We start from the raw sequence: 26,891 nt of genomic DNA, 5'->3' as shown, positions 1-26,891 counted from the left end.
CTGCAATCATTTCATTAACCCCATGCTTCAGCATGGGGATCAACAGCACTCATATGCCTGCGGGCTTCAGCCCTGATAGTGGGGGCTAAAGCCCGGTAGGGTGGTGGGGTCTTGTCCCCAGCCTTCAGGCTGGGGTTAGTGATAGGCGTAGGAGTATAGAGTAAAGTAATGGAGATAAGTTTTCTTTCAGATGTCGTACATAATGAGTTATCAGAAAGTCAGTGATAACACCTTCCCAATAACAAGTAAAAATCCTGCGTACAAACCGCAGTGCAGTGTAGGTTGCCATAGTATAGCTTTGTAGGGAGTTCTCCCTGAGTTTCCGAAAAAGGAGGTAGGAGAAAAATAAATTCCCATTTTGGGAACTTTTTCTATAATTTTGTAAAATCTCGCTAATGAGAGTAATTGCTAAGAAAACATTACGGGATTTCTGGTCAAAATATCCGGATTGTGAGCAACAGCTAAAGTCCTGGTATCAGGAAGCAGAAACTGCTGTCTGGAAAAATCCCAATGAAATCAAAAGGGAATATCCATCTGCCAGTATCCTGGAAGGTAACAGAGTGGTTTTTAATATCAGAGGTAATCACTATCGGCTAATTATCAAAATCAATTATCATTATCAGATGATCTGGATCCGTTTTGTTGGAACACATGCACAATACGATAAAATTGATGCCGCAAATATGTAACTTATGACAATCAGACCCATCAAAACCCGGAAAGATTACCAGCAGGCATTGTTGCGCCTGGAACAGATTTTTGATGCAAAGCCTGGTTCAGCTGAAGGAGATGAGTTGGAAGTGCTTGGCATTTTGATCGATACCTACGAAAAGAATCAGTATCCTATTGCATTACCCGATCCCATTGAAGCGATCAAGTTTCGGATGGAGCAGTTAGGCTATAACCAATCAGATCTGGCAGCAGTGGTTGGGCTCAAAAGCCGGGCCAGTGAAATCCTGAACAAAAAAAGAAAACTTACCCTTGAAATGATCAGGAACCTGCACGAAACATTGAATATTCCTACAGATGTTTTGATCCAGAGTTATTAGCGCCGTTCTCTACTTCACTTTCGCCAGTATTTCTGGATGCCACCCTGCATCCCAATGCACCCCGAATCACAGGCTGTTCCCTCTTTTGCTTCTTCTCTTTTTTGTGCTTTTATTGAAATGTCCGCACTATGGAGAAATAGCGAAGGGTGGAGGATATTTCAATAAGAGAAGAACGGAGTGAAAGAGAAAAAGAGAGGTTGTCTTATTCGGAGGCGCTCACTTTCATATGCTTCTTCTTTACTTCACTTTCTCCAACGCCGCTTCCAGCTTGGCCAACATTTCGGGGATCTCTTCTTTTTTGCTGGTGCCCACACTTAAACGATACCAGGGGCTCTTACTTCCGCCGCCAAAAGCAGAGAAAGGAACCACGGCTAGTTTGGCTTCGCCGAGAATATAGGCGGTAACATCGGCCTGGGTTTCGAGTAATTGTCCGGCAGCAGTGGTTTTACCGGCCAGGTCTATTTTGATGGTGAGGTAAATGGCAGCCTGTGGACTAACCGAATCAACCGAATAGCCTTTTTCTTTCAGTGTTATAAATCCTGCATGGATCTTGCGCAGCCTTTCTTCCATTTCGGCTTTGAAATGGGTGAGGTATTGGGCAATATTCTCTTTCTGTAACAGGTATTTGGCCACGGCTTTCTGTTCTGCCATTGGCGCCCAGGCACCCAGGTGACTCAGGATCGCTTTCATTTTTGCGATCACGGTTTCTGGTCCCAGGGCCCAGCCTACACGTACACCGGTAGCGGCAAATACTTTGGAAATGCCATCTACAAAAATGGTATAGGGTTTCATCTCCGGCCGGAGCGAGATGGGGTTGTAGTGTTCGGTGGTACCGTAAGTAAGTGTCCAGTACATCTGGTCAAACATCAGGTACAGTTTCTTTTCTTCTTCGCCACGTTGCTGATTCTCTTCCAGTATCAGGTCGCAGATCTCGGTCAACGCCTGTTTGGATAAAGTGGTACCGGTAGGGTTCTGCGGGGTGCAGAGGCAGATCAGCGTAGCGCCCTTGATATGTTTTTTGATATCGGCTGGTGTGGGCATAAAATCATTCTCCACGGTACATTCAATCACACAATGTTCGCCATCGGTCATGTGTACATAGTGGTTATTGTTCCAGGAGGGTACGGCGTAGATCACTTTGTCGCCTTTGTCAACAATGGCTTTAAAAATGGTATAGATCAGGGGCCTGCCACCGGAAGCGATCTGGATCTCGTTGGGGGCATAGTCGATACCTTCCCATTCTTTGATAAAATGACTTACAGCGGTACGCAGATCCAGCACACCTTCTGCAGCGGGGTAACTGGTATTTTTCTGCTGATAGGATTCGATGATGAGCTGCTCCAGTTCGGCCGGGATGGGAAATACCTGCGGATCAAAATCGCCAATGGTAAAATTGTAGATCTTTTCTCCGTTGCGGATGCGTTCGCTGATCATGTTTCCGAGTTTCACAATTTCGCTTCCGATCAGGGTGCCGGCCAGGTGGCTTAGTTTGGGTTGGCTCATACAAAGAGTTTCAGGTGAAAAATCAGGCGCAAAATTACAGGATTGATGGGTAGGGCCTGCCGAAATAATTATCTCAGGCAGAGATTATGGCAAAGGCATGACAAAATACCCCGATAGCCTGACAACCAGCACCCTACGCTGCTTCCCGCTACCGTCTTGCCATGTGTATGTGAATTTTCACTAATTTGTAAGTGGAAACTGCTCTCATGAAAAAAAAGGTACTGATCGTAGACGACGATCTGCTGATTACAGCCATGCTCACCAAACTCATCAGCCTTTACCCGGCGCTTGAGCTGGCGGGCCATTGCCGTTCGTTTGCAGAAGCGAGACAGTTTTTTGAGAAAGAGGTAGTAGATATTGTGTTACTCGATATGGAACTGTCTGATGGATTCGGGTTCGACCTGATCCCCTTTATGTCTGGCGAGCCCGCCATAATCGTGATCACTGGCAACGAGGATTATGCTTTCACCGCTTTTGAGATCGGCGCCATTGATTTTCTGAAAAAACCCATCCTGCCCAACCGTTTCAAGAAAAGTATCGATAAGATTTTTGAACGGGTACAGCCAGCCAGTACGCTACCGACAGAAAAAGAAAAGCCCTTTCTGTTTATCAAATCAGGGGTAAAGATCATCAAGATCGAGATCGAAAAATTACTCTATGCAGAAGCCTTACGCGATTATATCAAACTGGTACTGGAGGGCAATGAAACACACCTGGTAAACCTTTCTCTCTCCGAACTTTCCCGACGCCTGGCCAGTTTTGGTTTTCTGCAAGTGCACCGCTCTTATGTGGTGGGCATCCGCCATATCAAACAGGTGCAGGATGATATCATTTACCTGCAGGCGGGTAATACACCCATCCCAATTGGCAAAACCTACAAATCGGTCATTGGCGAACTCCTGAAGTAAACGCACACAAAAAATGGCGACAAACTGCCGCCATCCTGACTTATGAAAAAGGGGGGATATTGAACTTTAAACTGCTTATGAAAAAGTTCTAACCTTTTTGATCGTTTCTACGCTGTAAAATTGCTGATTCCCCACACATCACAACCGTACGCATCTTCCAACGGCACCGCATTTTCTGCCAACGACCCTTTTTAATATACTAAAGGCCCCTCGGGGGACCGTATTGGTCGGAGGGGCCTTTGGGGCAATGAGTGATTGAGTGATCGAGTGGATGAGCGAATGAGTGAATGAGTGAATGTTTTATTTGCCTTTTCATTCACTCATTCGCTCATCCACTCATTGATCAATCTATCGCCTTATACTCCTTAAATAGCTTCACCGGCGTACCCTCAGCCAGTGCACGGTATTCTTTCCATTTGCCGTCGAAGAAAGTGTTGGCTTTGCTGATAACGGCGCTTACCATGTCTTCGGCATCTTTCATGAGCCTGTCTTCCTGGGCACCAGGGGCAATACGTTTGCCGAGTACATACATCCTGGCTTCACCCAATACACTGTTTACAGTAACCTGAGGTACATTACCGTACCCTTGTTTTTCCTGCGGTTTGCCATTCAGTTGCTCGCGGATGGATTTGAGTCCGTCCTGTACGGCTTTGCCCAGTTTGCGTAAGGTATCGGCCTGTTTCTGGTCCATATCTTTCAGGTTGGCTTCTACTTTTTTAATGATCTCATCAGCTTCTGTTAAGCGGTCTACGAGACTGGTCAGTTTCAGGCTTTGTTTATCGAGTCTTGCATTGGCTTTGCGGATGGCATCGCGGATTTCTTTACTGAGCGGGGCGTTGGGATCATCGTTTACGGTAACCAGGGTGCTGTCTGCATGATCTTTACCTAAGCTGAACACCACTTTGTAAGTACCGGGGTCAACGGGTAAACCGCCGGGTTCATTTTCAGCGGCGCCACCGCCACCACGACGGCCACGTCCGCCACCTGCCTGGCGGATTCCTTTTCCTTCCATACCCCAATAAAAACGGTTAAAACCGGAATCTGCTTTGGTGCGGAGGGTACGTACCTGCACATTGGCGGCGTCGTAAATACGAATGGTAGCAGTATCTGCCAGTTTGTTTTTGCCGGTATCGGCAGCGGTTTTGTTTACAAAGAAACTGAGTGCGGCACCGGTTCTGCGGTTCTCGCCTTCGTAAGTACCCCAGGTGCTGTATTCGATACCGGCTGCATTTTTAATATTGGCCTGGTAACCCTGTGGTGCTTCAAATGCCATTATTTTTTTGGCGGGCAGTACCCCTTTGGTAGCGGCAATTTTTCTTAGCGGACGGATATCATCCAAAATCCACAAGGCCCTTCCGAAAGTAGCGATCACCAGATCAGCTTCTCTTTCCTGGATGGCCATATCGTAGGTAGATACAGAGGGATATCCGTTTTTGAATTGCTGGTAAGTGCTGCCATTATCCAGGCTCACCCATAATCCCTGTTCTGTGCCTACAAAAATCAGGTTGGGTTCTACAGGGTCCTGGATCATACACAGCGCATAACCGGTCACTTTCTTTTCATCCACCATCCTTGTCCATGTTTTACCAAAATCGGTGGTGCGGAAGATATAGGGCTTCATATCACCCCTACGGTAATCATTGGCAATCACAAACGCTTCACCGGCATTATGGCGCGAAGCGCGGATCTGTGGTACCCAGGCGCCCAATGGCATACCGGGCAGTTTGCCGCGGAAATTGGTCCATGTTTTTCCGCCATCGGTGGTCAGCTGCACATTGCCATCATCGGTTCCTACCCAGATCACTCCCTGCTGTTTGGCAGAAGGTTCAATAGCAAGAATGGTACAATAATTTTCTGCACCGGTGATATCGATAGAGATACCGCCATTACTGCTCTGGTCTATCTTGGCACTATCGTTGGTGGTCAGATCAGGAGAAATGATCTCCCAGGAAGCACCGCGGTTGGTACTCTTATTCAAAAACTGACTACCATAATAAATAGTGGCTTTGTCAAAGGGATCCTGCGCCATGGCGGCATTCCAGTTAAAACGCTGGCGTGTTTTCATATCGGGTCTGGGCGGGCGGATGCTCCACTCTTCGCCGGTGGCAATATTATAACGGTTCACATTACCTCCCTGGCTCATAGAATATACCCAGTCTGGATTTTCCGGGTCGGGTAATACATCAAAACCATCTCCCCCATTTACACCCTGCCAGAAAGCATTGCGGATACCACTGCGCATCCATACATAGGCCGGTCCATGCCAGCTGCCATTATCCTGCAAACCTCCCATTACGTTATAGGGGATCTTATTATCTACATTGATATGATAAAACTGACCGAGCGGTAATTTCTCATCGAACTGCCAGGTTCTGCCGCGGTCGCGGGAGATACCGATACCGCCATCATTTCCATCAATGATAAAAGAAGCATCTTTCGGATGGATCCACCAGGCATGGTGATCGGGGTGAATACCACTGTAGGGGATCACGGTGGTAGGGAAGGTTTTTCCGCCATCCTCGCTCATGGTGATCATCTGGTTGATATTGTACACCCGGTTCTCGTTCTGCGGGTCAACGGCTATGTCCTGAAAATAAAACGCACGGTTGGTAACCACACCGGGCTCACTATTTACGAGCTGCCATTTTAAACCACCATCATCGGAGCGGTAGAGACCGTTTTTGGTGGCTTCTACCAGCGCATAGATCCGGTTAGGCATATTGCGGCTGATGGTGATACCGATACGGCCATACTCGCCGGCAGGCAAACCTTCTTCCTTGCCTAATTTTTTAAAGGTTTTACCGGCATCGTAAGTGATATACAAACCACTGCCGCTGCCACCACCTTTCAGGCTCCAGGGGGTTCTTTTGTGCTGGTACATATTTACCAGTAATTTATTGGGGTTGGAGGGGTCCATCACCATATCGCCCACACCGCTGGTATCGTTGGTGTGTAAGATCAGTTTCCAGGTTTCGCCGCCATCGGTTGTTTTATAGAGGCCGCGCTCGGGATGCTCTGCAAAAGGATTACCCATCACACCGGCATACACCACATCCGGGTTATTGGGGTCGATGATGATGCGGTGGATATTACGGGTTTTCTGTAAACCCATGCTTTTCCAGGTTTTACCTCCGTCCAGACTTTTATAGATGCCTTCTCCCAGGCTGATAGAGTTACGCGGATTACCCTCGCCGGTACCGGCCCAGATCACACTGGGGTTGCTTTGGGTAATGGCCACAGATCCTATGTTCTGGATGGGTTGCTCATCAAAAATGGGTGTCCAGCTGCCACCACCATTCTCTGTTTTCCATACACCACCACTGGCTGTGCCGAGGTAAATGATATTGGGATTGGTCCAAACGGCATCAATGGAAGTTACCCTTCCGCTCATACCGGCCGGACCGATATTGCGGGGTTTGAGGTTTTTGAAATGTTTGGAGAGATCGGCCTGTTGGGCAAAAGAACCCAATACAGCCGCAAGCAGTGAAGCCGCCAGAAGCATTTTTTTCATAACAGTATAGTTTTCAGTGCTGGAAATTCAGAAATAAACGGCCAACGACCAAAAGAGATTGACCTGTGGTTTAACGAATTGCGTCCAAACGGTAATATGAATCGGTGAAGAGAGAAATCAGAAGAAATCTGATGGCCCCTATTTGTAACAGGGCAGGAGGAAGTATATTTATCAGCTGTTGCGTTATGATTGATTTTATTTCTCTGCGAAAACTCCCTGATCTCTGCGGCTCTGCGGTGAGTGTAAGCTCAATTCACCGCAGAGCCGCAGAGAAGCAGCGTTTTCGCAGAGATAAGCGCAATGGTTCCTATTAACACAAACAGCTTTTACATTAATTAAACCCATCGCTTTGCCTACACCCACCAACCATTATTTTAAAGGCAATGCCCTGCAAACAGGCATTTATGCCGCAGTTGTCGCTTTTCTTACCTATACGGTCATCTTCGGTTTCCGGAAATCCTATACGGTCTGCACGTTTGATGGGATGCGTTTTGCAGGTATCAACTACAAAACCATTCTCGTACTGAGCCAGATGATCGGTTACCTGATGGCCAAATTCTATGGCATCAAATTCATTTCAGAATTAAAAAGGCTGGGGCGGTATAAGATCATTCTGTTATTGGTAGGCATTGCCTGGGCGGCCTGGTTATGTTTTGCCCTGGTGCCCGCGCCGTTTAATGCGGTGTTCCTCTTTATCAATGGGTTTCCCTTGGGTATGTTATGGGGTGTGGTGTTTTCGTATGTGGAGGGGAGAAGAAGCACCGATTTTATCGGTGCCGCACTGGCGGTGAGTTTTATTTTTGCTTCCGGTTTTGTAAAATCGGTGGGCGGCTGGTTACTGCTCGAATTTCATTTGTCTGAGTTCTGGGTGCCTTTTGCTACCGGATTGGTATTTGCCCTGCCTTTGCTGTTCTTTATCTATCTGATCGAAAAAATTCCGCCACCTGATGAAGCAGATATAGCCGCCAGGATGAACCGCACACCTATGTCGGCGGCTGACCGCAAACAATTTGTAAAACGGTTTTTACCCGGACTCATTGCCTGTATCATCATTTATGGTTTTGCTACCATCTTCCGCGATATACGCGATAATTTCAGTGCCGATATGTGGAAGGAAATGGGCTACCTGAACCAGCCTGCTCTCTTCTCCCAAACAGAAACGCCGATTACGTTGATTGTGTTGGTGCTAATCGGAAGTATGGTGCTGATAAGAAATAGTTACAAAGCACTGATGCTGGCGCATGTGTTTATCGGGATCGGTTTTGTGTTGGCAGGCATCAGTACTTTTTTCTTTGTGCGGCAACAACTGGATCCCGTTTGGTGGATGACGCTGGTAGGGCTCGGTCTCTATATGGTTTATATCCCCTTCAACTCTGTATTCTTCGAACGCCTGATCGCCGCTTTCCGTTTTACCGGTAATGTAGGGTTTCTCATCTACCTCGCCGATTCATTCGGTTACCTCGGCAGTGTAGGCGTATTACTGAGCAAAGAGATCTTCAAAGTAAAACTGAACTGGGTAGATTTTTTCTCCAACAGCGTGATGGTGCTATCGGTGGCAGGGCTGTTGATTACGGTATTTTCGGGATGGTATTTTGCAACGAAGCACGCGCGGGGAAGTGAAAATTAAAAAGTCAAAAGTCGAAAAACAGAAACGCTTTGTTTTCCATTTTGACTTTTAACTTTTGACTTTTTAATTCATTGAGGAGCAAATACTGTGAGTAGTCAGTGGTGAGTAGTGAGTGTGAATGGGCAATTGTCAATGGTGAATAGGACGTAGTAAGTGTCTGTCTTACTACATTCCCTACTCACTACTGACCACTCACCACTCACGATTCACCATTGCCCATTCACCATTGCCACTACCCTTTCTTCCCATCATATTTCTTCTCTGCTTCTTTCGCTTTTTCAAAATCGAGCACCACACCATTGATGCAGTAGCGTAAACCGGTGGGTGGCGGGCCATCGTCGAATACATGTCCTAAATGCGATTTGCAGCGGCCGCATTGTACTTCGGTGCGTTGCATGCCGTGCGTATTGTCTGGTGTGTAAATGATGGATCCTTTGCTGATGGGATCGTAAAAACTGGGCCAGCCACAGCCGCTTTCAAATTTGGTATCGCTTTTAAACAAAGCATTACCGCAAACGGCGCAGTAATAGGTGCCGATCTCTTTGGAAGTTTCGAACGGACTGGTGAAGGGTCTCTCGGTTCCTTTCTGGCGGGCGATATAAAATACGTCGGGACTTAAGAATTTCTTCCACTCATCTTCCTTCAAAACTACTTTGGAAGAATCTGTGCGGGAGTACACCGGATTGTTTTTTTTGTTGTCTGTATCCATTTTTGTGGGGTTCTTTTGATTGTTCTGACTATAACAGCCCTGCCATAAGATGGTTGAGAGCAGTAAAATGAGGATTGATTTCATATTAAATTTTGTTGTATATATTAAAAATGCCTTAACTGACTAAAAACTTGTCATATTGTTTGACGAAAACCGTCATATAACCTTACGAATGATCACATTTAAAGGTTTTCGATTACTGTTAAATGTTTTTTAAAGTCAAGGCCTTATATTTGTTCTTCACTCAAGGTTAGCAAGTACATGTTTAATATTATTCTGTTTGGACCTCCCGGAAGCGGGAAAGGTACGCAAAGCGAGAAACTGATTGCGGCGTATGGGTTAAAACATTTATCAACCGGCGATCTGCTGCGTAGTGAAATAGCCCGTCAAACACCACTGGGTCTGGAAGCCAAAAGTATCATGGATCGCGGCCAGCTGGTACCTGACGAGGTAGTGGTAGGCATGATCAGCTCTGCATTGGAAGCCAATCCACAGGCCAAGGGCTTTTTGTTCGATGGTTTTCCGCGCACGGTGGCCCAGAGTGAGGCGTTGGATAAACTGCTGAGCCTGAAGAATACCGCTATCGGTGTGGTGCTGGCTTTGCAGGTTACAGAAGAGGAACTGGTTTCCCGTTTACTGAACCGCGGTTTAACCAGCGGCAGAAGCGATGATACCAATGAATCAGTGATCAGGGCCCGGATCAAAGAATACCAGGACAAAACCACCGTTGTAGCCGATTATTATAGCCAGTTCGATAAAGTGGTGAATGTGAAGGGAGAGGGAACGGTAGACGAGATTTTTTCGGCCCTTTGCAGCGAAATTGATAAACGGATGTCTTAATTCTATAACTTGTAAAAGTTTTTACAACCAACAACCAACTGCGAATCCCGCCTAACCGGCGGGATTTTTGTGTCGGGAGGCCGCCGCCGCCTGACACAAAAAAACCGCCATCCTGCCGCTGCCAACACAAAAAACCCTGATTCCACCATTCCTGTAACAAAATACCCCATATCCAAAACTGACTGACATACAATCCAAAATCCTCCATCCTGCTGCCGCCAGACACATAAAATCCATCCCCCTATCTTTATCCTCTCAATTGCCTGCCATGACCGATTCCAAAACAGCCTTTCTCCAGAACAATGTCATACCACTGTTATACAAACTTGATCCACTTCAAAAAGGGAAATGGGGCAAAATGGATGGACAACAGATGGTGGAGCATTTACGCGATATCTGTAAAGTAGCCAATGGCAAGATAGTACTGCCGCTGGTGAATACAGATCCGGAGAAACTGGCCCAGGCCCGCTCATTCCTGCTGTCGGAGCTGCCTTTCCGCGAAAACACCAAAGTGCCGGTTATGCCGGAAGAACCGAGGCCCCACAAATACAGCAGTCTGGCTGAAGCGATCAGTAAAGCCGAAGAAGAACTGAAGGAGATCTTTGCGGTGTATGCCGCCAACCCATCGCTGGTATTGATGCACCCCATTTTTGGCGAGCTGAATTATGAGGAACAGATCCATTATCTTAACAAACATATCCGCCATCATCTCCGGCAGTTTGGGTTGATAGATTAAAATTGACAGCGCTACATTTTCAAACCTACCAATCGTTAGCTTTGTTGCTTAATAAAGGATTGTTATGGTTGCATTGGAAAATTATATTCTCGGCAGTTGGATCAAAGGTGATGGTGATGGACAACAACTCTACCATGCCGTAACCGGCGAGGCAATTGCCAAAGCTTCTACCAAAGGATTGGATTTTGCAGCTGTGCTGGACTATGCCCGAACCAAGGGCAATCCCGCTTTGCGAAAAATGAGTTTTCATGAACGGGGTGTCATGTTGCGGGCTCTGGCCCTGCACCTGCGTGAGCACCTGGATGAATTCTACCGTATCAGTTACCAGACCGGTGCTACCAAAGCAGACAGTTGGGTAGATATTGAAGGCGGTATCGGCAATCTTTTCTCTTACGCCTCTTTGCGCAGAAAATTTCCGGATACACCGTATTGTCTGGATGGAGAAAATCATCCGCTGGGTAAGGCCAATACTTTTATGGGCCATCACCTGCTCATTCCCAAAGAAGGTGTGGCGGTACATATCAATGCTTTCAATTTTCCGGTATGGGGTATGCTCGAAAAAATTGCGGTGAATTTGCTGGCCGGTGTTCCAGCCGTAGTAAAACCTGCTACCGTTACTTCCTTCCTTACCGAAGCGGTGGTGAAAGAGATCGTGGCTTCCGGCATTTTACCCGACGGTGCTTTGCAGTTACTCTGCGGCAGTGCCGGCGACCTGCTGGATCATGTGGTTTCGCAGGATGTGGTCACTTTTACGGGATCTGCTTCTACCGGCCTCATGCTGAAATCGGGCAAACGGATCCTGCAGGAGAATGTTCCCTTTACCATGGAAGCCGATTCGCTGAACTGTATCGTATTGGGCGAAGATGTACAACCGGGAATGCCCGAGTGGGATCTTTTTATCAAAGAAGTGAGAAAGGAAATGACCACCAAGTGCGGACAAAAATGTACCGCCATCCGCCGCATATTTGTGCCGGAAAATAAACTGGAAGACGTGCAGATCGCATTGGGCAAAGCACTCGCTCAAACCACTATCGGAAACCCCCTGAATGAAAAAGTGCGGATGGGATCCCTGGCGGGCGAAACACAACGCAGAGAAGTAAAAGAGCAGATCCAGAAATTACTGGCTTCTTCGCAGATCATTTATGGCTCGCTGGATAGTGTGGAACTGATAGATGCAGATGCGCAGAAAGGGGCTTTCATGAGTCCGATCCTTTTATTGAATGAACAGCCACTGAGCAGCAAAGAAGTGCATGAAGTGGAAGCGTTTGGTCCGGTATCTACCCTCATGCCTTATACCTCAACAGCAGAAGCGATCGCTCTGGCCAAAATGGGAAAAGGTTCACTGGTGAGTTCCATTGTAACGGCCGATAAACATATTGCCAAAGAATATGTGCTGGGTGCAGGTATGTACCATGGCCGGATCCTGATCTTGAACGAAGCCTGTGCCAAAGAAAGTACGGGTCATGGCTCGCCCTTGCCTTTGTTGGTGCATGGTGGTCCTGGCCGCGCAGGTGGCGGCGAAGAAATGGGGGGCATGCGCGGCGTGAAACATTATATGCAACGGGTGGCCATCCAGGGTTCGCCGGATATGATTACGGCAGTCAGTAATGTATTCCAGCCAGGCGCTACCGGCAATACCGATACGATCCATCCTTTTAAAAAATATTTTGAAGAACTGGGTATCGGCGACCAGCTGATCACAGAAAAAAGACTGATCACAGCAGAAGATATTGACCGCTTTGCTGATCTGAGCGGAGATCATTTTTATGCGCATCTCACCAACACAGATTTTGCAGGAACGATGTTCGACAGACAGGTGGCGCACGGTTACTTCATCATTAGCGCTGCGGCGGGTTTGTTTGTAGACAGCTATGAAAAGAACCCGGTACTACTGAATTATGGAATTGACGAGCTGCGTTTTACCAAACCGGTATACCCTGGCGCAGAAATTCATATCCGGTTTACCTGCAAAGAAAAGATCAGCCAGGAACAAAAAGAACCTACCGATATTCCTAAAGGCATCGTGAAATGGTTGGTAGAGATCATTGATGAAACAGAGGAGGTTGTGGGGGTGGCTACGATATTGACGATGGTGGAAAGAAAGTTTCACTAAGAGCAAAAGAGAGAAAGAGTGTAGTAAGAGATACCTCTTTTTCTCTTATTACACTCTTAGTGAAACCCATATCAAGTGTAAAAAACCAATTCTTACAGTATTAATACCTAATACTCTTTTTGTAAAACTTTTTACTATGTGAGAAATTTCGCATAATGAAAGAGGAAGTGGATAGCATCACAGGACAAACTTTAGATGCTTGTATTAAAATACATAATTTTCTGGGCCCTGGTTTATTTGAATCGGTATACGAGCAGGTATTGTTCTATGAGCTTGAAAAAAGAGGTTTTTATGTTCAGAAACAAAAAGCATTACCCGTTGTTTATGATAATATAAAGTTTGAGGATGGATTCAGGGTTGATTTGGTGGTAGAAGAAAAGGTAATTATTGAAATAAAATCAATAGAACAGCTATCACCTGTTCATTATAAACAATTGCATACTTATCTGAAACTTTCCAATATAAAAAATGGTCTATTGATTAACTTTAATGTGTTACTGATGAAAGAAGGATTTCACAGAGTGTTTAATAATCATTTAAAAAGATAGTTTACATTTAATATATGATTGAGCAAGTAACAGACGGATATGTGAAAGTAGAGCGCGAGCATGGTATTGCCACGATCGAGTTTTTTCATCCGCAGAGCAATTCATTGCCGGGTAAACTTCTGAATACGCTGGCCAAGGATATCCATAGCGAAGGACTGAATCCCGATACCAAAGTAATCATCCTTCGTTCTGCAGGAGAGAAGATCTTTTGTTCAGGTGCTTCTTTTGATGAACTGGCAGCGATCTCTACAGAAGAGGAAGGATATCATTTTTTCTCCGGTTTTGCCAATGTGATCAATGCCATGCGTAAAACCCCGCAGTTCATCATTGCCCGCATCCACGGTAAATGTATTGGTGGCGGGGTAGGACTGGCCGCTTCGGCTGATTATGCCATTGCAGTAGAAGGATCTGATATCAAACTGAGTGAGCTGGCAGTGGGTATTGGTCCATTTGTAGTGGGGCCTGCTGTAGAACGGAAGCTGGGGCTTTCCGCTTTCTCCCAACTCAGTATTGATGCTACTATGTGGCGCTCTGCCGACTGGGCACGCCGTAAAGGTCTGTTTGCCGAACTGCATGCAGATGTGGCGGGTATGGATGATTCCATTACACGCTTATCTACCACCCTGTCTCATTTTTCGCCGCAGGCCATGCATGAGATTAAAAAAGTATTGTGGAAGGGAACCGAACATTGGGACGATTTACTACAGGAGCGCGCCAGTATCAGTGGAAAGTTGATCCTGAGTGATCATAGTAAACAATTCATCCAGAAATTCAAAGCACCCAAGCCACCCAAAAGAGATGCCTAAGGGTTGTAACTTTTACAGGATCATTAGGTGATAGCAGAAATTTTTATCGTAATCACCTATAAAAAATAATTCACCGGAAGTTGATAATACGGGAAAGAAGAAGGGCACCTGTTAATGGTGCCCTTCTTCTTTTATGCTATCTCATTATTAGAGATCATCGTACTGATAGAGTCTTTCAATGGATGTTCCCGCTTTCATTTCAAATACAGGATTGATCACGCCATTTTTCAGACCGTATACCCATCCATGCAGATCGGGTCGCTGGTCGTTCTGCCATGCTTTCTGAATGATAGATGTTTTGGCAAGATGCTGTACCTGTTCCATCACATTCAGTTCTACCAATCGGTCGAACTTCTGTTCTTCGTCCTTAATATCGGCCAACTCATCGGTATGTAAGCGGTATACGTCTTTGATATTGCGTAACCACATATTCAGTACCTGTTTAAAATCGTGGTTGGTCATGGCAGCTTTCACACCACCGCAGCCGTAATGTCCGCAAACGATCACGTGTTTTACTTTCAGGTGAACTACAGCGTATTCCAGCACACTCAGCAGGTTTACATCTGTATGAATCACCAGGTTGGCTACATTGCGGTGTACAAAGATCTCACCAGGCTGTGTATTGGTGATCTCATTGGCCGGAACACGGCTGTCGCTGCAACCGATCCAGAGAAACTCGGGTGTCTGGATATGTGAAAGCCGGTTAAAATATTCCGGATCGTCTTCCACTTTCTCCTGTGCCCAGGCTTTATTCTCGAGTAATAATCTTTCGTATGTTTTCATCGTACTGTCGTTTTGGGGTCGTTAAGTAAAAGGTGCATGGGCTTGTGTGCGCTTTTCCGGATCTCAATCCTGATGTTTTTCAGGTGTGCATGTAACAGAAAGTTATTGATCTCTTCTATCACGTCTTTATCAATATAATCAGCCCTTGTGGCATCGATTAAAACGGCTGCATTTCTGGGTACATCTTCGAGTTTCTTTTTGATGATGGGTTTGTTCAGGAAAGAAACATCTTTCCGCAAACGGATCAGGTAATTGTTCTGATCGTTCACCACCATTACCGATGACCGGAAATTATTCCTGATCATGAAGAACAGTCCAACAGCAATGCCCACCAGGATACCGATCAGCAGATCGGTAAGCAGAATGGCCGCAATGGTAGTTACGAAGGGAACAAACTGGTCCCATCCTTTTAGAAAGAACTCTTTAAACAACGATACTTTTGCCAGTTTATATCCTGTAAATATAAGAACAGCAGCCAATGCACTTAAAGGTATTTTATTCAACAGGGCAGGAATCAGCATTACGCAGACCAGCAGCAAAACCCCGTGCATGATAGAGGAAATTTTTGTTTTAGCACCCGCAGATACATTAGCGGAACTGCGTACTACTACTGAAGTAAGCGGTAAACCGCCAATCATGCCGGATACAATATTGCCTACTCCCTGGGCCTTTAACTCGCGGTTGGTGGGAGTAACACGCTTCAGTGGGTCCAGTTTATCAACGGCCTCAATACCGAGAAGGGTTTCCAGGCTGGCAACAATGGCAAGGGTAACGGCAGTTATCCATACATCCGGATTATTGAGGTATTTGATATCAGGTAAAGTGAAAAAAGAAAAGAACGCAGTCAGATCAGACGCGATCGGCAGGGTTACCAGGTGTTTGCTTTCCAGCACATATTCCGGGCGACTGGTGGCAAACAGTCCGTTGATTAATACGCCTGCGAGTACAACAACCAATGGACCGGGTACCAGTTTTAAAAGCTTATTTTTTTTAATGATTTTACTCTCCCAGAACACCAGTATCAGCAGCGATATGGCACCGATTACGATCGCGGCCGGAGTAACATACCGGATGGCCTGCAGCATTTCGGAAAAAGTATTTTGCTGGTCGGACTGTTTAAATGTCTCATCGCCTACAAAATCGGCATCGTAGCCCACCAGGTGAGGGAACTGTTTTAAGATCAGGATCAGGCCAATAGCCGCCAGCATGCCTTTGATAACGGAATTGGGAACATAATCCCCGATTACACCGGCTTTCATAAAACCCAGTATCAACTGCAGGATACCGGCAATCACCACGGCCAGTAAAAAAGCTTCATACACCTGTAGTTTCAATATGGCGGTAGCTACAATTACCGTCAGGCCGGCGGCGGGTCCGCTGACACTCAGTTGCGATCCGCTCAGAAAGCCAATCACGATACCACCCACCACACCGGCAATGATACCGGAAAACAAAGGGGCACCCGAACCCAGTGCAATACCCAGACAAAGCGGTAATGCTACCAATAAGACAACAATAGAGGCTGGCAGGTCACTGCCGGCACTCTGAAAATATTTTTTCATAGTACGATAAGAAATGAAGTAAGAAATAATGATTCAACTGCTCGGTAACTGTCAGCAATTGGGTGGGGGCACCAGGATATCGCCGGTATGGTTAGGAGGAATGGCATCATCGAGATAGTGATGCGGGGACGTGGCGCTGATATGGGAAGAAATGCTTTCGAAGATGGTTGAAATATAATCGCTCCTGAGAAAAGCTTTCTGGAAATTACCTTTCTCGATAGGAACAGAATGGGGAACCTCTTCTGTAAACTGGTTATTGAATAACAGGCTGCCCAGCTGCTGGATGGGCAGGATCTGTATGGTCATGACCATCAATAGGAATACGGTGCAGAATTGCTTTTTCATGTTATCGGGGAATAACAGAAACGATGCTAAAAAGTTAATGAAAAATAAATGCGTTCAACGGGAACAGGTACTGATCAGGATTCAGCAGTTGGGAGGGGGAACATGAATATCACCCGTATAATTCTGGGGGATAGCGTCGGCAAAACCCGGGTGATGGTGAGAGAAACTGATATAAGCTGAAACGGGCGTTTCCAGCGAAGCAGATAAATAATCGCTTTTCAGGTCAATTTTCTGGACACAGCTTTTATCCGGGTTGGCTGAGTGTGGAAGTTCTTCTGTAAGCTGGTTGCTGGATAAAAGACTCCCCATCTGCCTGATAGGCAGGATTTGAATGGCCAGAACCAGCAGTAAAAAAATGGTACAGAATTGTTTTTTCATCTACTCCACGAAAATAACAACAAAGGCTGATAGGATGGTTGTTAAAATTTCAACAACCCGAAACGGGTTGTTGTTAAACAAATATTTCTATCCGACAGAACAATATCAAGTTAGGTATTTAAAATTTATTTATATATTAAGACCGCCGCAGGCGCTTAATACCTGACCGGTAATATAGGAACTCATATCGCTGGCCAGGAACAGAGTGGTATTGGCAATCTCTTCTGCACTGCCGAAACGGCCCAGGGGTATCTTTTTCAGAAATTCACTGGCACCCTCACCATCCTTCAAATAGTGTGTCATATCGGTTTCAATAAAACCAGGCGCAATGGCATTGCAACGGATATTGCGGCTTCCCAGCTCCAGTGCCACCGATTTGCTGAAACCGATAATACCGGCCTTGCTGGCCGCATAACTGCTCTGCCCCGCATTACCCCGAACCCCCACAATCGAACTCATATTAATGATACTGCCGCTTTTTGCTTTCATCATGGGCCTGATTACCTGTTTGGTCATGTTGAAGACACTTTTCAGGTTGATATCCATTACTTCGTCCCATTGTTCGGAAGTCATGCGTAATAAGAGATTGTCTTTGGAGATTCCTGCATTATTCACGCACACGTCTATCTTGCCAAATTCTTTTAATACATCATTTACCAGCGCCTCACACTCTTCATATACACCGGCATTACTTTTATAGGCTTTGGCTTTTACCCCGAGCGCTACCAGTTGGGCTTCCAGTGCCGCGGCTTTTTCTGCGCTGCTATCGCTTACATAGGTAAATGCCACATCACTGCCGTGTTGGGCAAGGGTTACTGCAATAGCTGCGCCGATACCACGGGCTGCGCCGGTAACAATTGATACTTTTCCTTCCAGTAATTTCATAAGAAACGGTTTGTTATGAGCAGCAAATGTAAAAGAATTGCTTTTTGCAGCAATGGATGGGGTTGATCTATGCCGGATACCGTTTATAACAAAGCAAGGATCTCTTCCACATACTGCCGGTCGTTACTCAGTCTTGGAACCTTGTGCTGTCCGCCCAGTTTATCCTTGCTTTTTAACCATTCGCGGAAAATGCCTTTATTCAAAGCATGAACAATGGGCAGGGTAAGGGCGATGTCTTTGTATCGTTTGGCTTCATAATCACTGTTCAGTGATTTAAGTGCGCAGTCTAATTCAAAAGCGAATTGTTCTGTACTATCAGGTTTTTCCTCGAACTCGATCAGCCATTCATGAGCACCTTTCTGGTTATCGCCAAAATAAACCGGTGCCGCTGTATAATCGTTTACGATCAATCCTGTTTTCTGCGACGCAATGGCAATGGCTTTATCGGTATTATCAGCAATTACTTCTTCGCCAAAAGCATTGATATATTGTTTCAATCTGCCGCTCACTTTGATGCGGAAGGGGAATCTGGATGTGAACTGAACCGTATCGCCTACCAGGTACCTCCATAATCCGCCATTGGTACTAATCACCAATGCGTAATTTTTACCAATCTCCACCTGTTTTAATCCAATGGTACGGGGTTCGGCTTTTCCGTACTCTTCCACCGGCATAAATTCATAAAAAATGCCATGGTTCAGGAATAACAACATACCATCTTCGTTCGGATTATCCTGCGCGGCAAAAAATCCTTCACTGGCATTGTACATTTCAAGGTAGGTGCAACCCTGACCTATCACTTTCTCAAACTGCTCGCGGTAAGGAACAAAAGAAACCCCGCCATGTATGTATAGTTCGAGGTTGGGCCATACTTCCTTTAGGGTGGTTTTACCCGTTATTTCCAGGATCCGTTTGATCAGGATCAGGGTCCAGGTAGGTACGCCCGAAATAGACGTTACATCTTCCGGAATGGTGGATTGTGCCAATCTTTCGATCTTATTTTCCCATTCATCCATCAACGCAATGGAGAGCTCCGGTGTGCGGATCCAATTGGCCCACATAGGCGTATTCTGTAACAATACGGCACTCAGGTCGCCATACTGTATATCATCATTTACCTTACTGATCTGGTGCGAACCACCGATCACCAATCCCTTGCCGGTAAGCAGGTCACTCTCTGTATTGTAATTATAGTAAAGAGTAAGTACGTCTTTGGCTGCCTGAAAATGATTGTCTTCCAGGCTTTCCAGCGTAATGGGGATGAATTTGCTTTTATCGCTGGTAGTACCGCTGCTTTTGGCAAACCAGTTAACCGGTGTATTCCAAAGCAGGTTCTCCCCCCCATTCATTAACCGCTCGATCATGGGTTTAAGGTCGTTGTATTCCTGAATGGGTACCCTTTCTTTGAATGTGCGGATGTTGAATAGCTCTTTAAACCCGTATTTGCGTCCAAAATCGGTGTATTGGCCATGGGTTACCAGGTCCTGCAACACTTCGCGCTGGGCGCTGATGGGATCGTTGATCCATTGTTCAATACGCCAGTGCCGGAATCTTGCCAAACGTGATATAGCGGGACTAAGCAGTTTCATAAGGGTTCAGCAGCAAAATAAGCAATGGAAACGAGAATGCAGATTAAAAAGAAAAGCCGGCTAGCTACACGGGAAAAGATTATAAACCGGAAGGACCGTCTTTACCCATTTCTATGATCCAGTCTTTCCGTTTCAGTTCAAAATTGGTTCCGAGATAGAGTCTTCTCACCTGTGGATCTTCGGCCAGTTCTTCTGCCGAACCGTGTTTGAATATTTTTCCTTCGATGAGCAGGTAAGCTCTGTCGCAGATAGAGAGTGTCTCGTTCACATTATGGTCGGTGATCAGGATCCCGATATTTTTGTATTTGAGTTTGGCCACTACACTCTGGATATCTTCCACCGCAATGGGGTCTACGCCGGCAAAGGGTTCATCCAGCAGGATAAATTTAGGGTCTACGGCCAGGGCACGGGCAATTTCTGTTCTTCTTCTCTCGCCGCCACTCAGGCTGTCGCCATTGTTTTTGCGTACATGGTGCAGGTTAAACTCATCCAGCAGCGATTCCAGTTTGTGCTGTCGCTCACCATGGGTAAGTTTGGTCATCTCCAGCACCGCCATGATATTATCTTCCACGCTTAGTTTCCGGAATACACTGGCTTCCTGGGGTAGGTAGCCAATACCCATCTGCGCCCGTTTGTACATGGGTAGTTTGGTAATCTCCAGGTCGTTCAGGAAAACCTGTCCTTCATCCGGTTTAATCAGCCCCACCACCATATAAAAAGTAGTGGTTTTGCCGGCGCCGTTGGGGCCTAGTAAACCTACAATCTCGCCCTGTTTAACGGTTACAGAAACGCTCCGGACAACCGTCCGCCCCTTGTAACTCTTAAACAGGTCTTTGGTATGTATGGTCAGGTTCACCGGAATGTGTTTTGGCAAAAATAGCGGTTCTCAGGGTCAATCGATGAGGCTCTGTTTATCTTAACAGATGTTTTTCTATGGCGGAGGGTGTATATTGCAGCAATTTTGTAAGGGCTTGGCCCTGTATCACAAAGCAACGAAGAGATGAAAATAACCGATCACATTCAGCAATCAAAAGATACACTGGTATCTTTTGAAGTGCTGCCGCCTTTAAAAGGAAAAACGATTACCAGTTTGTATGATCACCTGGATCCATTGATGGATTTTAAACCCTCCTGGATCAATGTTACCTACCACCGCAGCGAAACGATGTTCAAGAAAAAGGCCGATGGCACTTTTGAAAAAGTAGATGTTCGTAAACGCCCCGGTACCGTAGGTATTTGTGCGGCCATCATGAACCATTACCGGATTGATGCAGTGCCCCATATCATTTGTGGCGGTTTTACCAAACGCGAAACTGAAGATGCGCTGATTGATCTGGATTTTCTGGGTATCGATAATGTGCTGGTATTACGGGGAGATGCCGCCAAGAACGAAGCCGCATTTGAACCCGAAAAAGATGGTAACCATTATGCAATAGATCTTTTGCAGCAGGTGAATAACATGAACAATGGTATTTACCTCGATGAGGATATCAAAAACGGGGGCAAAACCAGTTTCTGTATGGGCGTGGCCGGATATCCCGAGAAACATTTTGAAGCACCCAATCTGGAGATTGACCTCGCCAAACTGAAACAGAAAGTAGACGCCGGTGCAGAATACATCATGACACAGATGTTTTTTGATAACCAGAAATTCTACGATTTTGTAAAAGCGTGTAGAGAAAGCGGGATCACGGTACCTATCATACCCGGATTGAAACCGATTACTAATAAAAAGCAACTATCTGTTCTGCCAAGGATTTTCCATGTAGATATTCCCACCGACCTGTCTAACGCCATCATGAAATGCAAAACAGACCAGGAATGTGAGCAGGTAGGAACAGAGTGGCTGGTGCAGCAGAGTAAGGAGTTGAAAGCATTCGGTGTACCTGTATTACACTACTACACATTAGGTAAACCTAAAGTGATCTGGAACGTAGTTAAAGAGATCCGCTAGAAATAGATTACTATTTTATGATGGGGAGAGGACAGCTTCTATGCTGAGCTCTCCCCATTTTTTATGTCCGGTCAGTTCTTGGTCGTTTTTCGCTTGGTTTCAATCAGGTCATCAAACTGCTCCAGACTTAATTGTTTGGCTATGATGCGTTTGTCTTTGTCGAGCAGGTACACCGTAGGCGTTTTATAAATATCATAGAGCTGTCTGAAGTTGGGTTTCCCGGCTTTTTCCACCGCTGTTTTGGCCGCTTTGGTCTCATATACATGGGTCCATTCGGCAGATAGTTTTTTATCCTGTATAAAATGTTTCCAGGCCGGGATCTCGTTCTCATAAATATTTACCGAGTAAACCGCTACCCCGTATTTTTTCCATTTGGCCTTGTACAGCGAATCCATGCGGGGAATTTCTTCCTTGCAATGTCCGCAATTGGGGTCCCAGAAAGTAACCACTGTAAAAGGAGCTTTGATATTGTATAAGGAAACGGTTTTACCGGTGGTGTCTGTCAGGTCTAAAGTGGGAGCTGCCTGCCCCAGTTGATTGGCCATTAAACTATAGGCTCTTTCTGTAATGGTTTTCCTGGATGCGGGATTGAGTAATACCGTATCGCCTTTGGCATAAAAATTTTCGAACAGATACACGAATACCTTATCCTGTCCCATAAATTCAGGATTCATGTATTTGTTGGTGAACTTGGTCAGCAGGTAGGGATACATTTCCTTGCCGGTTCTGGCCATCAGCAATATATATTTCACTTCATTGATCACCGAATCGGGTTCGGGCGATACCATGGTCTTAAAATAATCATCCAGTTTCTTTTCAAAAAAGGGCGTACGCAGCAAACGGTCATCGTTAAACAGTACATCATCCCAGAAATGATCTTTTACATAACGGTAAGGATAGGTGGAATCGGCTTTCCCGTTAACAATTGGTATGGCAGGTGCCGTGGGTCTTTTCATCGCACCCAGTAATGCGGCCAGCAAACTACCGGAGTGTTTTTTGATGATATTTTCCCGGTAATCCTGCAGTTCCTTATCTGTTTTAATGATCTCATCGCGCAAACGGGTGGAGTCTGCTTTGGTGGTAGCTGCTTTGTACGCGTTTTCAAGTTGTGCCAGACTGGCTCCTTTGGAGCCGGTGTACACGGCATAAGTCTTGTACAGATCGTTCTCTGCTGATCCGCTGATCACCGCTTTTTCTTTCAACGAGGTATCGGCCACAATGCTGAACTGCTGTTCTGCGTCCATCAGCAGGTCGAACTGGATGGTATATTGCGGTGATACCACAAAATAGATGCCCCCCGTCAGTTTGTTGGGTCCCTTGAACACGCCCTGGCTTTTCTCATTCAGGTAGGCCGAATCCACCAGTGCCTTGCCCTGCCCAAAATAACTGGCGAGGTACACTTTACAGTTCTTAAGCGGGGTAAGTGTAATGGAAATGTTCCTTCCTTTAGCTGCCGCTGGTTTGGGGGCAGTTTTTTGTGCATCAACACCCCATACCGTAGATAAAACGCAAATCGTAAGTAAGAATCGCCTCATAGTGCTTGAATGAGGGGTAAATTTAGTTAAATCGGGGCTGGTGGCCGTTAAACTGGTGTCAAAAAAATCCGGTTAGCCCGTTCTTTTTGTATCCTTATGCAGCAATCCTCTCTAATCCTTCTCAATCAAAGGCAATCGTAGTTACATTTGCAGCCGTGAGAAAGCAGAAAAAACAGGTTATTTTAGAACAGGTTCTGGTGCAGGACTATGCAGCCGAGGGTAAATCGTTGGCAAGGGTCGACGGTAAAGTGATATTTATTGAAGGCGCCGTGCCCGGCGATGTGGTAGATGTGCAGTTATCCAAAAACAAAACGGATTGGGCCGAAGGGTATACGGTTAAGATACATTCACTCTCGCCCGACAGGGTTATGCCCTTCTGCCAGCACTTTGGCGTTTGCGGTGGCTGCCAGTGGCAGATGCTGCCTTACGAGAAGCAACTCTTTTATAAACAGAAACAGGTAAGCGATAACCTGGGCCGGATTGCCAAAGTGGTTTTACCCGAAATGGCACCTATTATCGGAGCGGATATTACCAGCCATTACCGTAATAAACTGGAATATACTTTTGCCACAGGCAAATACATTCCTACCGAAGAATTCCGGCGGATGAAGGCGGCGGGTATCAATCCCAATGATCATGCCGGTGCCGCTGGTTTTCATGCGCGGGGTTTTTTTGATAAAGTGGTGGAGATCGATACCTGTCATTTGCAGGAAGAGCCTACCAACCAGATCCGCAAAGCGGTGGCACAGTTTGCCATCGACCATCAACTGGCTTTTTATAATAACCGTTCGCATACCGGTTGGCTGCGTAATATGTTTGTACGGAATACCACTACCGGCGAACTGATGATCAATGTAGTGATAGGCTATGAGGAAGAGACGCTGCGTAAAAAAATGCTGGATCAGTTACTGCAACAGTTTCCGCAGATCACCACACTGCTGTATACCATCAACACCAAAAAGAACGACAGCCTCTTTGATCTGGACCCGCAGGTATATTTCGGAAAGGGATACATTATAGAAAAACTGGAAGATTATTCTTTTATGATCAGTCCGAAATCCTTCTTCCAGACCAATACCCGACAGGCGGAAAAATTATACCAGGTAACCCGCGATTATGCAGAGCTGGATGGTACACAAACGGTGTACGACCTGTATTGCGGCACGGGCAGTATCGGTATTTTTGTGAGTAAGCTGGCCAAAAAAGTGATCGGGGTGGAAGTGATCGCAGATGCTATTGCCGACGCGAAGAAAAATGCGGAGCTGAACAAAATAGCACATGCCGATTTTTTTGCCGGTGATGTGATCGATATCTGTGATGATGCTTTTTTTGCCACCCATGGCCGGCCCGATGTTGTGATCACCGACCCTCCGCGGGCGGGTATGCACGAAAAATTGGTTAAAAAGCTGCTGGATATAGCTGCGCCAACAGTGGTTTATGTAAGTTGCAACCCGGCTACACAGGCGCGCGATCTGGCCTTACTGGACGAAAAATATGCCGTAGAAAAAATACAACCGGTAGATATGTTTCCGCATACCCTGCATATTGAAAATGTGGTGCAGCTGAAACTGAAAACCCAATAGTTCCTGAAAGGATAACGGGATTGTGTTATTTTAAACGATCAGACAATATTAATATGAACCAGTTTTTTACCATTCACCTGTTTATAAACGCCCCGGCGAAGGGGAGGGAGGGCACAGTATGACAGAATTTAGACCCTCGCGTTTTGAGATCTTACCTACCATTGTAAAGAACCTGTTGATCATTAACGGACTGTTCTTTCTGGCGCAGAATACTTTTAAAGGCCCCTCTGTTAGTTTTAATATTGAAGATGTACTGGCACTACATGCCTGGCAGAGCGATCTGTTCAAACCCTGGCAGCTGATCACGCACATGTTCCTGCATGGCGATATCGGGCATATTTTCGGAAACATGTTTGCGCTCTGGATGTTCGGTTCCGTGCTGGAAAATCTCTGGGGTTCCAAACGCTTCCTCACTTTTTACCTGATCTGCGGATTGGGAGCAGCCCTGATTCACTTACTGTTCCTCAGCTACGAGCTGATGCCTTTACTGCGTGATTACACGGCCATTTTTCAGCAGCGCACCGGTAGTGGCGAGTACCAGGCCGATGCCCTGATCAACTTCATCAGCAAAAACAATGTAGGGTTTGCGCATAGGGATGATCTGATCAGTTTTATCAGGGATAACCCTAATAATCCGGAGTTGATGAATAAAGTATTTGAGCAGATAACGGCTTTTTACCAGAGCCGCATCAATACCAGTACCATTGGCGCCAGTGGTGCCGTGTTTGGGGTACTGGCTGCTTTTGTATACCTGTTTCCCAACACGTATCTCTATATCTATTTCCTGATACCGGTAAAAGCCAAATGGATCGGGTTACTGTATTTTGGATATGAAGTATTTTTTGCCTTAAAGAACTCTGCCGGAGACAATGTTGCCCGCTGGGCGCATATCGGTGGGGCCATTGTTGGGCTGTTAATTGTGATTACCTGGAACAAAAGCAACAAAAAAACGTTCTATTGAGATAGCGGTTTGTTTTACTGATAAATTGAGTGTATGTCGCCCCAACCTTACAAGACCAGCCGGAATATTTTATTAGGACAGGATAACAATGCCCTTGTGTTCCTTTTTGCGGTGAATGCGCTGGTGTTTGTGTTCATCAATTTTGTAAAGATCATCTACTATCTCTCCGATATACCCGAAGAATTTTTTTACCGGCAGATCCTGAACTGGCTTACCATGCCGGCTCCTTTTGATGGTTTTCTGGGAAGGCCCTGGACCCTGCTTACTTATATGTTTACCCACCACAGCGTATGGCATTTGCTCAGTACCAGTTTATGGCTTTGGTGTTTTGGCTATATTCTGCAGGATCTGGCGGGTAATAATAAACTGATCCCCATTTATCTCTATGGAGGTTTGGTGGGCGGACTGGTATTTCTCCTTGGTAACAATATGGTACCGGTACTGGAGCGCGGCATCGCCAATACATCACCTTTATTGGGTGCCGGCGCAGCGGTCATGGCTATTGCTGTGGCTACCACCACACTTGCTCCTGATTACCGCATTTTTCCTTTGATTAATGGGGGTATTCCGCTATGGGTGCTCACCGCCATTTTTGTTGCCATTGATTTTGCTACGCTTGCAAGTGGAAACGGCGCCATTGCAGCCGGGCATCTGGCAGGTGGCGTGGTTGGGTATCTGTTCATCCACCAGTTACGCCGCGGGCGCGATTGGGGTGCCTGGATGATCAGCCTGATGAACTGGTTCGATGACCTGTTCAGTCCTGAAAAAAAGCACAAAACAAAATCACCCAAGGATAAACTGCATTACCAGTCGGACCGGAAACCCTACCAGAAAATATCGAACGTAACCCAGCAAAGACTGGATGCAATACTCGACAAGATCAACCAGGAAGGATATCAATACCTCACGGATGAAGAAAAAGAGTTCCTGAAAAGGGCGAGTGCAGAAGAGCTATAAGTTGTTCAG

The 26,891-nt window shown here is 46.1% G+C and carries 24 protein-coding genes; 13 read left to right on the top strand and 11 right to left on the bottom strand.

The features are described 5' to 3' along the window. Nucleotides 1–395 precede the first annotated feature (395 nt). Together AC1RNB_RS06810 and AC1RNB_RS06805 are read left to right on the top strand one after the other, a co-directional pair. Nucleotides 396–689, top strand: a complete 294-nt coding sequence (locus tag AC1RNB_RS06810; protein ID WP_493081843.1) for a type II toxin-antitoxin system HigB family toxin — start codon at nucleotides 396–398, stop codon at nucleotides 687–689. Nucleotides 690–692: 3 nt separating this feature from the next. Then, entirely contained in the window at nucleotides 693–1,049 is a 357-nt protein-coding gene (locus AC1RNB_RS06805) for a helix-turn-helix domain-containing protein (RefSeq protein WP_493081842.1), read from the top strand. Between the two features lie 237 nt (nucleotides 1,050–1,286). Here the strand turns inward: AC1RNB_RS06805 and AC1RNB_RS06800 are convergent, their stop codons facing one another. Continuing rightward, nucleotides 1,287–2,552 carry a pyridoxal phosphate-dependent aminotransferase gene (locus AC1RNB_RS06800; protein ID WP_493081841.1) on the bottom strand — a complete coding sequence of 422 codons (1,266 nt, stop codon included), beginning with the start codon at nucleotides 2,550–2,552 and terminating at the stop codon, nucleotides 1,287–1,289. Between the two features lie 206 nt (nucleotides 2,553–2,758). Between AC1RNB_RS06800 and AC1RNB_RS06795 the strand changes: the two genes are divergently transcribed. Further along, a complete protein-coding gene (locus AC1RNB_RS06795; RefSeq protein WP_493081839.1) occupies nucleotides 2,759–3,460 on the top strand; it encodes a LytR/AlgR family response regulator transcription factor in 702 nt (233 codons plus the stop codon). 343 nt (nucleotides 3,461–3,803) lie between these two features. Here AC1RNB_RS06795 and AC1RNB_RS06790 read toward each other — a convergent pair whose 3' ends face one another. Then, a complete protein-coding gene (locus AC1RNB_RS06790; protein ID WP_493081837.1) occupies nucleotides 3,804–6,971 on the bottom strand; it encodes a WD40/YVTN/BNR-like repeat-containing protein in 3,168 nt (1,055 codons plus the stop codon). A 349-nt stretch (nucleotides 6,972–7,320) separates the two neighbouring features. On the opposite strand from AC1RNB_RS06790, the gene AC1RNB_RS06785 reads away from it, so the two are divergent. Next, a complete protein-coding gene (locus AC1RNB_RS06785; RefSeq protein ID WP_493081835.1) occupies nucleotides 7,321–8,598 on the top strand; it encodes a DUF5690 family protein in 1,278 nt (425 codons plus the stop codon). Between the two features lie 232 nt (nucleotides 8,599–8,830). Here the strand turns inward: AC1RNB_RS06785 and msrB are convergent, their stop codons facing one another. Continuing rightward, nucleotides 8,831–9,391, bottom strand: a complete 561-nt coding sequence (msrB, locus tag AC1RNB_RS06780) for a peptide-methionine (R)-S-oxide reductase MsrB (protein WP_493081833.1) — start codon at nucleotides 9,389–9,391, stop codon at nucleotides 8,831–8,833. A gap of 177 nt (nucleotides 9,392–9,568) precedes the next feature. Between msrB and AC1RNB_RS06775 the strand changes: the two genes are divergently transcribed. The 5 genes from AC1RNB_RS06775 to AC1RNB_RS06755 all read left to right on the top strand — a co-directional run bounded on the left by AC1RNB_RS06775 (nucleotide 9,569) and on the right by AC1RNB_RS06755 (nucleotide 14,350). Further along, the gene (locus AC1RNB_RS06775; protein ID WP_493081832.1) at nucleotides 9,569–10,147 is read left to right on the top strand and encodes an adenylate kinase; all 579 of its coding nucleotides are present in this window, start codon (nucleotides 9,569–9,571) and stop codon (nucleotides 10,145–10,147) included. Between the two features lie 268 nt (nucleotides 10,148–10,415). Further along, on the top strand, nucleotides 10,416–10,883 hold the full coding sequence (locus tag AC1RNB_RS06770) for a hypothetical protein (RefSeq protein ID WP_493081830.1): 468 nt from the start codon (nucleotides 10,416–10,418) through the stop codon (nucleotides 10,881–10,883). A gap of 64 nt (nucleotides 10,884–10,947) precedes the next feature. Further along, nucleotides 10,948–12,996, top strand: a complete 2,049-nt coding sequence (gene paaZ / locus AC1RNB_RS06765; RefSeq protein WP_493081829.1) for a phenylacetic acid degradation bifunctional protein PaaZ — start codon at nucleotides 10,948–10,950, stop codon at nucleotides 12,994–12,996. Between the two features lie 155 nt (nucleotides 12,997–13,151). Continuing rightward, nucleotides 13,152–13,544, top strand: coding sequence for a GxxExxY protein (locus AC1RNB_RS06760; RefSeq protein WP_493081827.1), 393 nt, complete (start codon nucleotides 13,152–13,154; stop codon nucleotides 13,542–13,544). Nucleotides 13,545–13,558: 14 nt separating this feature from the next. Further along, nucleotides 13,559–14,350: an enoyl-CoA hydratase/isomerase family protein gene (locus tag AC1RNB_RS06755; protein ID WP_493081825.1), complete on the top strand. Its 792-nt coding sequence runs from the start codon at nucleotides 13,559–13,561 to the stop codon at nucleotides 14,348–14,350. Nucleotides 14,351–14,497: 147 nt separating this feature from the next. Here AC1RNB_RS06755 and AC1RNB_RS06750 read toward each other — a convergent pair whose 3' ends face one another. The 7 genes from AC1RNB_RS06750 to lptB all read right to left on the bottom strand — a co-directional run bounded on the left by AC1RNB_RS06750 (nucleotide 14,498) and on the right by lptB (nucleotide 20,766). Continuing rightward, complete coding sequence (locus AC1RNB_RS06750) at nucleotides 14,498–15,133, bottom strand: carbonic anhydrase (protein WP_493081824.1); 636 nt, start codon at nucleotides 15,131–15,133, stop codon at nucleotides 14,498–14,500. Next, a complete protein-coding gene (locus AC1RNB_RS06745) occupies nucleotides 15,130–16,695 on the bottom strand; it encodes a SulP family inorganic anion transporter (RefSeq protein WP_493081823.1) in 1,566 nt (521 codons plus the stop codon). The genes AC1RNB_RS06750 and AC1RNB_RS06745 overlap by 4 nt, the downstream gene beginning before the upstream one ends. A gap of 51 nt (nucleotides 16,696–16,746) precedes the next feature. Next, nucleotides 16,747–17,040, bottom strand: coding sequence for a hypothetical protein (locus AC1RNB_RS06740; RefSeq protein WP_493081822.1), 294 nt, complete (start codon nucleotides 17,038–17,040; stop codon nucleotides 16,747–16,749). A gap of 81 nt (nucleotides 17,041–17,121) precedes the next feature. Next, nucleotides 17,122–17,418: a hypothetical protein gene (locus tag AC1RNB_RS06735; RefSeq protein WP_493081820.1), complete on the bottom strand. Its 297-nt coding sequence runs from the start codon at nucleotides 17,416–17,418 to the stop codon at nucleotides 17,122–17,124. Nucleotides 17,419–17,547: 129 nt separating this feature from the next. Next, a complete protein-coding gene (fabG, locus tag AC1RNB_RS06730) occupies nucleotides 17,548–18,303 on the bottom strand; it encodes a 3-oxoacyl-[acyl-carrier-protein] reductase (protein ID WP_493081819.1) in 756 nt (251 codons plus the stop codon). An 83-nt stretch (nucleotides 18,304–18,386) separates the two neighbouring features. Further along, complete coding sequence (locus tag AC1RNB_RS06725) at nucleotides 18,387–19,892, bottom strand: GH3 auxin-responsive promoter family protein (protein WP_493081818.1); 1,506 nt, start codon at nucleotides 19,890–19,892, stop codon at nucleotides 18,387–18,389. 79 nt (nucleotides 19,893–19,971) lie between these two features. Next, the gene (lptB, locus tag AC1RNB_RS06720) at nucleotides 19,972–20,766 is read right to left on the bottom strand and encodes an LPS export ABC transporter ATP-binding protein (protein ID WP_493081816.1); all 795 of its coding nucleotides are present in this window, start codon (nucleotides 20,764–20,766) and stop codon (nucleotides 19,972–19,974) included. A gap of 126 nt (nucleotides 20,767–20,892) precedes the next feature. Here lptB and metF point away from each other — a divergent pair, with 126 nt between their 5' ends. Continuing rightward, nucleotides 20,893–21,846, top strand: coding sequence for a methylenetetrahydrofolate reductase [NAD(P)H] (gene metF / locus AC1RNB_RS06715; protein ID WP_493081814.1), 954 nt, complete (start codon nucleotides 20,893–20,895; stop codon nucleotides 21,844–21,846). A 71-nt stretch (nucleotides 21,847–21,917) separates the two neighbouring features. Here metF and AC1RNB_RS06710 read toward each other — a convergent pair whose 3' ends face one another. Continuing rightward, on the bottom strand, nucleotides 21,918–23,381 hold the full coding sequence (locus AC1RNB_RS06710; protein WP_493081812.1) for a redoxin domain-containing protein: 1,464 nt from the start codon (nucleotides 23,379–23,381) through the stop codon (nucleotides 21,918–21,920). A gap of 155 nt (nucleotides 23,382–23,536) precedes the next feature. Between AC1RNB_RS06710 and rlmD the strand changes: the two genes are divergently transcribed. The 3 genes from rlmD (at nucleotide 23,537) to AC1RNB_RS06695 (ending at nucleotide 26,882) form a co-directional block, all read left to right on the top strand. After that, a complete protein-coding gene (gene rlmD, locus AC1RNB_RS06705; RefSeq protein ID WP_493081810.1) occupies nucleotides 23,537–24,964 on the top strand; it encodes a 23S rRNA (uracil(1939)-C(5))-methyltransferase RlmD in 1,428 nt (475 codons plus the stop codon). A 118-nt stretch (nucleotides 24,965–25,082) separates the two neighbouring features. Then, nucleotides 25,083–25,925, top strand: coding sequence for a rhomboid family intramembrane serine protease (locus tag AC1RNB_RS06700; RefSeq protein WP_493081808.1), 843 nt, complete (start codon nucleotides 25,083–25,085; stop codon nucleotides 25,923–25,925). A gap of 33 nt (nucleotides 25,926–25,958) precedes the next feature. Then, nucleotides 25,959–26,882 carry a rhomboid family intramembrane serine protease gene (locus AC1RNB_RS06695; RefSeq protein WP_493081806.1) on the top strand — a complete coding sequence of 308 codons (924 nt, stop codon included), beginning with the start codon at nucleotides 25,959–25,961 and terminating at the stop codon, nucleotides 26,880–26,882. The last annotated feature ends 9 nt before the right edge of the window (nucleotides 26,883–26,891 follow it).

This window comes from Sediminibacterium sp. GW821-FHT12F12 (assembly GCF_058806635.1).
This window is presented reverse-complemented; position numbering and strand designations above follow the sequence as displayed.